This window comes from Streptosporangium sp. NPDC006013, from assembly GCF_040614275.1.
GTDB lineage: Bacteria > Actinomycetota > Actinomycetes > Streptosporangiales > Streptosporangiaceae > Streptosporangium.
In genome coordinates this window covers 1-9,425 of record NZ_JBEXUE010000397.1, presented here as the reverse complement: position 1 = coordinate 9,425, position 9,425 = coordinate 1, and the positions used below count along the sequence as shown (strand labels likewise).

Sequence of the window (9,425 nt, the reverse complement as noted above, 5' to 3'; positions counted from 1 at the left end):
CCACCACCCGCTCGGGGTGCTCGCTCCGCACGGCCTGCAGGTCGGACCCGTTGCGCAGGGAGATCAGGTATCCGCTTACCGGCGGCGAGAGACGAAGGGGGGATCATGAAAGCGCTGGTCTATCGGGGTCCCGGCAGAAGATCGTGGCAGGAGGTCCCCGAGCCGGGGATCCAGGCGCCCACGGACGCGGTGGTCCGCGTCGACGCGGTGACGATCTGCGGCACCGACCTGCACATCCTCAAAGGGGACGTGCCGGCCGTCGAGCCGGGCCGGATCCTGGGACACGAGGCGGTCGGCACGGTCACCGAGGTCGGCGCCGGGGTCGCGCTGAAGCCAGGCGACCGCGTCCTGGTCTCGTGCGTCTCGGCGTGCGGGCGCTGCCGCTACTGCCGTACGGGCTCCTACGGGCAGTGTCTGGGCGGCGGCGGCTGGATCCTGGGCCACCACATCGACGGGACGCAGGCCGAGTTCGTACGCGTTCCCTTCGCCGACACCTCGACCCATCTCGTGCCCGAGGGGATCGGCGACGAGGCCGTGCTCATGCTGGCCGACATCCTGCCCACCTCCTACGAGGTCGGTGTGCTCAACGGCAGGGTCGCCCCCGGCGACACGGTGGTCGTCGTGGGCGCGGGCCCGATCGGCCTGGCCGCGATCACCGCCGCCCGTCTCTACAGCCCCAGCCGCATCATCGCCGTCGACCTGGCCGAGGCCAGGCTGGAGGCGGCCACCCGCTTCGGCGCCGACGTGGTGATCGGCGCGGGCGGTGATCCCGCCGAGGAGGTGGCCGAGCTGACCGGCGGCCTGGGCGCCGACGTCGCCATCGAGGCCGTCGGCGTGCCGGAAACCTTCGAGCTCTGCGCCCGCCTGGTCAGGCCGGGCGGCCACGTCGCCAACGTCGGCGTGCACGGCAGGCCCGTCACCTTGCACCTTGAGGAGTTGTGGGCACGCGACCTCACCTTCACCACCGGCCTGGTCGACACCTACTCCACGCCGACGCTGCTGAGCATGCTCGAGGCGGGCCTGCTGGACGGCGGCCGGTTCGTCACCCACCACTTCGCGCTGCACGACATGGAGAAGGCCTACGAGGTGTTCTCCCACCCGCAGGAGACCGGGGCGCTCAAGGTGGTGCTCACCCGCGGCTGACCCGCTCGGCGGACGTCACCGGCGCCGGGAGACGGGGTTTCCTGGCGCGGGTCCTCGACGCCACAGCGCCGTCCGGTTCCGCCGCGGGTGACGAAAGGCCCTGCCGTCACGCGGGCCGGAAGGGACTTCCGGCCCTGGGCGCGGCAGGTTTGGCGAAGGTCAGATGGGAATAAGGAGGACCCATGTCTAATCTGATCATTGTTGGAGCCGACGGCTCCAGTAACGCGACCGCCGCCATCGAGTGGGCGGCCGACGACGCCGCCCGGATGGGCCTGCCGCTGCGCATCGTCACCGCCGTGCAGCGCTGGCCGAACGACATTCCCAAGTTCCCCGCCCCCGAATGGGAGGACGCGGTGACCGAGTCCTCCCGGAAGGTGCTGGCCGCCGCGGAGGAGACGGCCCGCTCCCGGCAGCCCGGCATCGAGGTGACCACCACGCTGGTCGAGGGACCGCCGTCGCTGGTCCTGCGCGAGCAGGGAAAGGACGCCACGGAGGTCGTCGTCGGCACCAGGGGGCTCGGCGGGTTCGCCGGAGCCGTGATCGGCTCGGTCAGCGTCCACGTCGCCGGTCACGTGCACTGCCCGGTCGTCGTCGTCCGTCCCGGCCGGGCCGGGGCACACGGCGAGATCACGGTCGGCCTCGACGACTCCGACGCCTGTGAGCCCGCCCTCGCCTACGCCTTCGAGCAGGCCAGGCTGCGCGGCAGCACCCTGCGCGCCCTCTACGCCTGGCAGGTGCCGGTGCACATCTACGCCCCGGAGATCGTCTATGACATGGACGAGTTCCGCGCCGCCCATGACAAGGTCATGACGGACCGGCTCGCCGGGTGGCGGGAGAGGTACCCCGAGGTGAAGGTGATCGAGGACGTGCGCCGCGCCCACGCGGTCGAGGCTCTCAGCGACGCCTCCGACACCTGCGACCTGCTCGTCGTCGGTTCCCACGGCCGCGGTGCCCTCGGCTCGCTGTTCCTGGGCTCGGTCAGCCGGGGCGTCCTGCACCACGCCCGCTGCTCCGTCGCCGTCGTCAGGTCTTAGCAGGGGGCTCGGCGGGGTCCTGGCAGGGGCCTGGCGGGCCCCTGCCAGGGTTCGACGAGGGCGAGAGGCCGAAGGTCCCATGAACGCGATGACCTTCGCAGTCCGGGCGCGAGCCGTACGGCACTGCGCGGCGGCCCCGGAAAACGATGTGATGAAGACACAGCAGAGACCGCGAAACACTACCGAAAGGGGCCGTCATGGCCACCACGCACGGTCGGGACGTTCCCTCCAAGCAGTCCGCCGCGAACGCCACCCCTCCGGCGGCGACGCGTCCGGTCGACTACGTCTGGGCGATCGCGCGCATCTCGATCGGATGGATCTTCCTGTGGGCGTTCCTCGACAAGACCTTCGGCTGGGGGTTCGCCACCCCCGCCGACCGCGCCTGGGTCGCCGGTGGCAGCCCCACGACCGGGTTCCTCAAGGGCACCGGTGAGAACGCCCTCGGCGGCCTCTTCTCCGGCCTGGCCGGTCAGGCCTGGGTCGACTGGCTGTTCATGCTCGGCCTGCTCGGGGTCGGCGTCGCCCTCATCCTGGGGGCCGGCATGCGGATCGCCGCCGTCGCCGGGGGCCTGATGCTGATCCTGATGTGGGCCGCCGAGCTGCCCCTGGCCACCAACCCGTTCATGGACGACCACATCGTCTACATCGTCGTGCTCGCCGGGCTGGCGATGGCGGGCGCCGGTGACACCCTCGGCATCGGCAGGTGGTGGAGCAACACCTCCCTGGTGCGGAACTACCCCGTCCTGCGGTAACCGGGCCACCGAGACGCCCACCCCGTGATCGGGGTGGGCGTTTTGCCGTCTTGGTGCGAGACTCCCGGACATGGCAGACACCGACTCCCACCCCCTGCTTCCGAACATGCGGCTGGATGAACTGCTGTCGGAGCTGCAGCTTCGGCTCGAAGCGGTCCTCGCCACCCGCGACCGCGTACACGCTCTGCTCGAGGCGGTCGTGGCGGTCGGCAGCGACCTCGACCTGGAGACGGTGCTGCGCCGCATCGTCGAGACCGCGACCAGGCTGGTGGACGCCAGTTTCGGTGCGATGGGCGTGGTCGGCCAGGAGAACACGCTGGTGCAGTTCATTCCGGTGGGGTTGAGCGAGGAGGAGATCGCCAGGATCGAGCACTGGCCGCACGGCCTCGGCCTGCTCGGTTTGCTGATCAAGGAGCCGCGACCGCTGCGCCTGACGCGCATCTCCGACCATCCCGAGTCCTACGGCTTTCCCCCGGGCCATCCCCCCATGGGCTCCTTCCTCGGGGTGCCGGTCCGGGTGCGCGACGAGGTGTTCGGCAACCTCTACCTCACCGAGAAGCGCGGCGGCGGCGAGTTCGACGAGGAGGACCAGGCGATCGTCGTCGCGCTGGCCACCGCGGCCGGTGTGGCGATCGAGAACGCCCGCCTGTTCGAGGAGACCCGCCGCAGGGAGACGTGGCTGGCCGCGTCCTCGGAGATCACCACCAGCCTGCTGTCCGGCGCGGACCCCCAGGAGGTCCTCACCCTGATGGCCAGGCGCGCCCGTCAGATGACCGGCGCGGACGTCGTGGCGATCCTGCTGCCGGAGGCGGGCGGGCAGCTGCTACGGGTGGCGATCGCCGACGGCGAGAACGCCGGGCAACTGGAGCAGGTGGAGATCCAGGTCGCCGGCTCCCTGGCCGGACGGGCCTTCGCCGGTGGCGAGCCCCTCATGGTCAACGATCTGGACGAGGCCGGACTGCGGAGCGTGTTCTCCGATCATCTGCCGATGGGCCCGGTGGGGGCCGTCCCGCTGGGCGCGGCGGGTGTCGCACGCGGCGTGCTGTCACTCGGCAAGCGCTCGGGCCGCACCCCGTTCGTCCGGTCGGAGCTGCGTACCCTGCACGCCTTCGCCGCCCAGGCGGCGGTGGCACTGGAGCTGGCCGAGAGCCGCAAGGACGCCGAACGGCTGGGCCTGCTCGAAGACCGCGACCGCATCGCCAAGGACCTGCACGACGTGGTCATCCAGCGGCTGTTCGCCGTCGCCATGACGCTGATGAGCACGGTCCGGCTGGTCGAGAGGCCGGAGGCCTCCGGCCGCCTGAAGGGCGCCATCGACGAGCTCGACGAGACCATCCGCCAGATCCGCTCCACCATCTTCGCCCTTCAGACGCCCAGCGGGGACGGCGCCCCCAGCCTGCGCGCCCGCATCGTCGAGATGGTGGAAGGCGCCCGTGGTCACCTGGGCTTCATGCCCGGCCTGCGGATGGACGGGCAGCTTGACAACCGGGTGCCGCCCGAGGTCGCCGACCACCTGCTGGCGGTGCTGCGCGAGGCCCTGTCCAACGCGGTACGGCACGCCAGGGCCGGGAGGATCGACGTCTCCACCGAGGCGCTGGACGACCGGCTCACCCTCGTCGTGCGGGACGACGGCGTCGGGCTGGCCGGCGACGGCAGGCGCAGCGGCCTGCGCAACCTGCAGGAGCGGGCGACCCTGCTCGGCGGCTCCTTCGAGATCGTCTCGCCGGAGACGGGGGGCACCAGCCTGACCTGGAGCGTGCCGCTCTAGTCGCGCGCCACGGCGCCCTGGGCCCCGTCCTGCGGTCCTTCGGCTCGCGCCTGCGGGAAAGCCGCCGCGGCCGGTCAGAACCAAGGGCGCGGTCAGCCTGAAGGTCGAAGCCTGGGACGCCGAGGGCAACCGCCTCAAGCAGACCGGCACCCCGCTGGTCGAAGAGTCTGCCGGGTGGCGGGGATCTCCCCGCCACCCGGAGGTTTCGTGTGCGGGTGGTAGTCGCCGGTCAAAGTCCTCTGCGCGCCGCGAAAGGGCGGATATCGCTACGCTTACCAGAAGTTTTGTCTGTAGCAGACACTCTGGAGAAGCCCATGTCTCTTGCCGGAGCCTCAGAGCGGGCGGATGTCGCGCTCGCCCGCCGTCAATCGCTGGCCGACCTGCTTCGCCGGTCCGCCCGGCGTCATCCCCACCGGCTCGCCGTGTCGGACGGCGTGAGCAGCCGTACCTACGCCCAGCTCGACGAGGACGCCGGCAGGATCGCCAACGCGCTCCTGGAAAGAGGGGTGGGCCCCGGCGACCGGGTGGCGGTGCTCTCGCGCAACAGCGTCGCGTACGTCCAGACGATCTTCGCCGTCGCCCGGGCGGGTGCCGTACTGGTGCCGATCAACTTCATGCTCCGGGGCGAGGAGGTCGGATATGTCGTCGGTCACTCCTCCGCCGTCGCCCTGATCGCGCAGGATGAGCTCCTCCCGGTCGCCGAAGAGGCGATCAAGGCGACGGACCGCCTGCGGACACGGATCGTGTACGGCGAGGCGACCGGAGACTGGGAGCCGTTCTCGGCCCTGCTGGACCACCGGGACTCCCGCGAGCCCGCGGTGCCCATCGCGCCGGACGACCCGGCCCAGATCCTCTACACCTCGGGCACCGAGTCGCGCCCCAAGGGCGCGGTGCTGTCCCATGCCGCGCTGATCGCCCAGTACGGCAGCTGCGTCATCGACGGCGGCATGGACCGCGACGACGTCGAGTTGCACTCGATGCCGCTGTTCCACTGCGCGCAGCAGCACTGCTTCCTGGTGCCCGACATCCAGCTCGGAGCCTCCAGCGTCATCCTGCCCGGACCCGACCCGGCCGCGGTGCTCGCCGCGATCGAGAGCCACCGGGTGACCAAGTTCTTCGCGCCGCCCACGGTCTGGATCGCCCTGCTGCGCCACCCGGACTTCGACAGGCGCGACCTCTCCTCGCTGCGCAAGGGCTACTACGGAGCGGCGATCATGCCTGTGGAGGTGCTCCGGGAGATCGGCGAGCGGCTGCCCGGCGTGCGCCTGTGGAACTTCTACGGCCAGACGGAGATGGCGCCCGTCGCCGTCATGCTCCAGCCCGAGGACCAGATCCGCAAGGCCGGATCCGCCGGTCAGGCCGCCCTGAACGTGGAGACCCGTGTCGTGGACGCCGAGGGCAGGGACGTGCCCGCCGGTGAGATCGGGGAGATCGTCCATCGGAGCCCGCACGCCATCCTCGAATACCTCGACGACCCGGAGAAGACCGCCGAGGCGTTCCGCGGCGGCTGGTTCCACTCCGGCGATCTGGGGACCATGGACGAGGAGGGCTACCTCACGGTCGTCGACCGGATCAAGGACATGATCAAGACCGGTGGAGAGAACGTCGCCAGCCGCGAGGTCGAAGAGACGATCTACGAACACCCCGCCGTCGCCGAGGTGGCGGTCGTCGGGGTCAGGCATCCGAGCTGGATCGAGGCGGTCGTCGCGATCGTGGTGGCCAAGGCCGGTGCGGCCGTCACCGAGGAGGAGCTGCGGGCGCACGCCCGTGAGCGGCTGGCACCGTTCAAGGTTCCCAAGGCGTTCGCGTTCGTCGACGCGCTCCCGAAGAACCCGAGCGGCAAGATCCTCAAGCGTGAACTCCGGGAGCGGCACGGCGAGCTCGCGGACCGGATCGCCGACGCGGGCGCCAGGCGCTGAGACCCCGGGACGTCATCCGCCGTACGGGCGGCACGCACCCGGCCGTCCGTACGGCGGTGCTCGCCGGCGCGGCCGGGTGCGCGCCCGCCACCTCACCGGACGCTCGCCGGCGCCGGTTCGCGTCCGCCACCTCGGAAGACCGGCCGTGCCCGGCCACGGTTCACCCTGCCGTGGGGGCGGGGTGTTCCATCCGGCACCCGGTGAACTCGCGGCAGCGGTCATCGGCGTCAAGCCGGATCACCCACAGGACGCTGTATGCGGGCTCAGGGCAGGCGGTGCTCCCCTGGACGATCATCACCTCGTCGGTGACGGTCACCGGACGCCGGTCGAACAGGGCCTCACCGGGCTTGGTCGTCGACGGGCCTGGGCGAGATGCGGCGGCCGGTGAGGTGGCCCGTCTGCACCAGGATGTAGTGGTCCCGGCTTGCCGGTGCCCAGGTGGTCAGGGGCAGCCGGGCCAGGCGTTCGATCTCCCGCGACTCGTACACGGCTCGCGCGGGCCCCACCGCGGTGACCGACCAGCCGGTGCGCGCCGACGGATCGAAGTCGTCGGCCTCGAAGGCGACGATCGCGTCGCGGGCCGCCGCGGCGAGCTTGGAGCCGATGGTGGTGCGGATCACCACCGTCTCGCCGTCGAGGACGAAGTTGACCGGCTGCACGGCCGGAAGGGCACGGTCGGTGAACACGATCCGTCCGATCGAGACCGAGCCCAGGAGTTCGAGGCACTCCGGCCGGGAAAGCACTTCAAGGCCTGCCGAGTCGAGCTTCATGCCTCCCAGGCTGCCCGTCGGCGCACCGGGGACGTTAGGGGCTAAAGTCCTGTCATTGGCGGTGTTCGGCCTTCGGGGAGGTCCGCGGTACGCGTTCAACGCCGTTGCCGTCCCGGTTTCATCTGGCCGGCCTCCCCCATGTGATGATCGTGACCATGGCCGACATCGAGTACGTCGAGTACGCCGGGGTTCTGGACGGTGACGACCACATGACCATGGCGCGCGTTCTGGAGGTCTGGGCGGGTGGCCCGGTCCGCGTCGCGCTCCACTTCTTCGGCTGGGAGATCGACTACGACAGCGAGATCATCTCGGTCTACGCCCAGCCCGTGAACCGTCGTGACCAGGAGCCCCATTACCTGCTGTCCGGCACCCTCAAGGCGACGGTCGCCGAGGCCGAGGCCCGCCTGAGGGCTCTGATCGCCGCCTGTGGTGAGGTGGGCATCGGCTGCGAGCTCGAATACCTGATCGTGGACGAGAACGGCCGCGTGCTCGAAGAGTGCGAGGGCGGCATCGTGTCCTGAGCCTTCATCCCCGTGAATCCCCAAGGGAGCGGCGCTCCAACAGCGGTTGGGAAACGGGCCGATACTCGTGAAATGGGTCCGCCTGGCCGGTTGTTCTCCTATATGGGACTCCGAACCGGGACCTTTCGCCCTTGCGAACCGGGGCTTTCAGCCCTGGCGCCGGGATGCCCCGGCGGCTGACAGTGGCTGTTGGGGGTGAGGTCTCGCCGTCGGCTGTGAGAAGGGCCGCGGCGACCGATGAGCGGCCGGTTGCCCGGCGAAGCCGGACGCGGACGTGATCTCGAGGCTCCGCAGGTGAGCGGAGGTGCGCGGGGCGTCGGAAGGGGGGCGTGGTGTTCGCCGATCGTCAGGATGCGGGCCTGCGGCTGGCCGAGCGGTTACGCGGGTCTGTCGGTGCTGATGAAGAAGTGGTCGTTCTGGGTCTGCCCAGGGGCGGCGTGCCGGTGGCGTTCGAGGTGGCGCGGGCCCTTGACGCGCCACTGGACGTGATCGTGGTCCGTAAGCTCGGGGTGCCGTTCCAGCCGGAACTCGGGTTCGGCGCCGTGGGGGAGGGCGGGGTCCGCGTCATCAATCACGACATCGTGCTGCTCACGGAGCTCACCTACGCGGAGACGGCCGAGGTGGAGGAGTACGAGCGGGCCGAGGTCCTGCGCCGCGCGCGCCAACTGCGCGGCGACCGCGCTCCGGTGGACCTGACGGGTCGCACGGCGATCGTGGTGGACGACGGGGTCGCCACCGGGGGGACGGCGCGTGTCGCCTGCCAGGTCGCTCGGGCACGGGGCGCCTCACGGGTGGTGCTGGCGGTGCCGGTGGGGTCACCGGAGACGATCGCGAGCCTGCGCGAGGTCGCCGACGAGGTGGTCTGCCTGCGGACACCGGAACGCCTTCTGGCGGTCGGCGTCTGGTATATCAATTTTTCCCAGACCACCGATGAGCAGGTGGCCGAGCTGCTCCGAAGGGCCGCGTCCGCGGTGGGGGAGCGCGACGGGAGCGCGACCTCCGATGTGCCGGGCCTCGACGAGGAGGTCCTGGTGGACGCCGGGCAGGTCGGGTTGCCCGGTCAGCTCGTCGTCCCGGACGGCGCCGGGGGAGTGGTGGTGTTCGTGCACGGCAGCGGTAGCAGCCGGCACAGCCCGCGTAACCGGTACGTGGCCGGCGTGCTCAACGGCGCCGGTCTGGGGACGCTCCTGTTCGACCTGCTCACCCTGGAGGAGGGGGCCGACAGAGGCAACGTGTTCGACATCGGGCTGCTGGCCGAAAGGCTCGTCCGGGTGACCGGCTGGCTGGGCGATCAACCTTGGGCGGCGGGCCTTCCTGTCGGCTACTTCGGAGCGAGTACCGGAGCGGCGGCCGCGCTGTGGGCGGCGGCGGAGCCGGGCTGCGAGGTCGCCGCCGTCGTCTCCAGGGGCGGGCGGCCCGATCTGGCCGGGCCGCGGCTGCCCGAGGTGCGGGCGGCGACCCTGCTGGGCCGCGCCGCACAGCGCCGACGCCACCAGGAAGACGACGATCGACCCGAGC

9 protein-coding genes are annotated in these 9,425 nt (G+C 71.1%); 7 read left to right on the top strand and 2 right to left on the bottom strand.

The features are described from left to right. The first annotated feature begins 105 nt into the window (after positions 1–105). The 5 genes from ABZ260_RS39055 (at position 106) to ABZ260_RS39035 (ending at position 6,616) form a co-directional block, all read left to right on the top strand. A complete protein-coding gene (locus ABZ260_RS39055) occupies positions 106–1,143 on the top strand; it encodes a zinc-dependent alcohol dehydrogenase family protein (RefSeq protein WP_355627583.1) in 1,038 nt (345 codons plus the stop codon). A 182-nt stretch (positions 1,144–1,325) separates the two neighbouring features. Next, positions 1,326–2,177 carry a universal stress protein gene (locus ABZ260_RS39050; protein ID WP_355627580.1) on the top strand — a complete coding sequence of 284 codons (852 nt, stop codon included), beginning with the start codon at positions 1,326–1,328 and terminating at the stop codon, positions 2,175–2,177. Positions 2,178–2,374: 197 nt separating this feature from the next. Beyond that, on the top strand, positions 2,375–2,929 hold the full coding sequence (locus tag ABZ260_RS39045) for a hypothetical protein (protein ID WP_355627577.1): 555 nt from the start codon (positions 2,375–2,377) through the stop codon (positions 2,927–2,929). Between the two features lie 70 nt (positions 2,930–2,999). After that, positions 3,000–4,697, top strand: coding sequence for a GAF domain-containing sensor histidine kinase (locus ABZ260_RS39040; RefSeq protein WP_355627575.1), 1,698 nt, complete (start codon positions 3,000–3,002; stop codon positions 4,695–4,697). A gap of 314 nt (positions 4,698–5,011) precedes the next feature. Beyond that, positions 5,012–6,616: a fatty acyl-CoA synthetase gene (locus tag ABZ260_RS39035; protein WP_355627573.1), complete on the top strand. Its 1,605-nt coding sequence runs from the start codon at positions 5,012–5,014 to the stop codon at positions 6,614–6,616. Between the two features lie 160 nt (positions 6,617–6,776). On the opposite strand, the gene ABZ260_RS39030 is transcribed toward ABZ260_RS39035, so the two are convergent. Together ABZ260_RS39030 and ABZ260_RS39025 are read right to left on the bottom strand one after the other, a co-directional pair. Then, entirely contained in the window at positions 6,777–6,932 is a 156-nt protein-coding gene (locus ABZ260_RS39030; protein WP_355627570.1) for a hypothetical protein, read from the bottom strand. A gap of 22 nt (positions 6,933–6,954) precedes the next feature. Next, a complete protein-coding gene (locus ABZ260_RS39025; RefSeq protein WP_350926016.1) occupies positions 6,955–7,386 on the bottom strand; it encodes a pyridoxamine 5'-phosphate oxidase family protein in 432 nt (143 codons plus the stop codon). Positions 7,387–7,541: 155 nt separating this feature from the next. Between ABZ260_RS39025 and ABZ260_RS39020 the strand changes: the two genes are divergently transcribed. Both ABZ260_RS39020 and ABZ260_RS39015 read left to right on the top strand, forming a co-directional pair. Further along, a complete protein-coding gene (locus ABZ260_RS39020) occupies positions 7,542–7,907 on the top strand; it encodes a hypothetical protein (protein WP_355627568.1) in 366 nt (121 codons plus the stop codon). A gap of 332 nt (positions 7,908–8,239) precedes the next feature. Beyond that, positions 8,240–9,425, top strand: a 1,186-nt coding sequence (locus ABZ260_RS39015) for a phosphoribosyltransferase (protein WP_355627566.1), incomplete at its 3' end; no start/stop codon positions are given.

Bases quoted from the DNA above. Each gene is read 5' to 3' on its own strand.
- ABZ260_RS39055 (WP_355627583.1), top strand. From the start codon at position 106: ATGAAAGCGCTGGTCTATCGGGGTCCCGGCAGAAGATCGTGGCAGGAG.
- ABZ260_RS39050 (WP_355627580.1), top strand. From the start codon at position 1,326: ATGTCTAATCTGATCATTGTTGGAGCCGACGGCTCCAGTAACGCGACC.
- ABZ260_RS39045 (WP_355627577.1), top strand. From the start codon at position 2,375: ATGGCCACCACGCACGGTCGGGACGTTCCCTCCAAGCAGTCCGCCGCG.
- ABZ260_RS39040 (WP_355627575.1), top strand. From the start codon at position 3,000: ATGGCAGACACCGACTCCCACCCCCTGCTTCCGAACATGCGGCTGGAT.
- ABZ260_RS39035 (WP_355627573.1), top strand. From the start codon at position 5,012: ATGTCTCTTGCCGGAGCCTCAGAGCGGGCGGATGTCGCGCTCGCCCGC.
- ABZ260_RS39025 (WP_350926016.1), bottom strand. From the start codon at position 7,386: ATGAAGCTCGACTCGGCAGGCCTTGAAGTGCTTTCCCGGCCGGAGTGC.
- ABZ260_RS39020 (WP_355627568.1), top strand. From the start codon at position 7,542: ATGGCCGACATCGAGTACGTCGAGTACGCCGGGGTTCTGGACGGTGAC.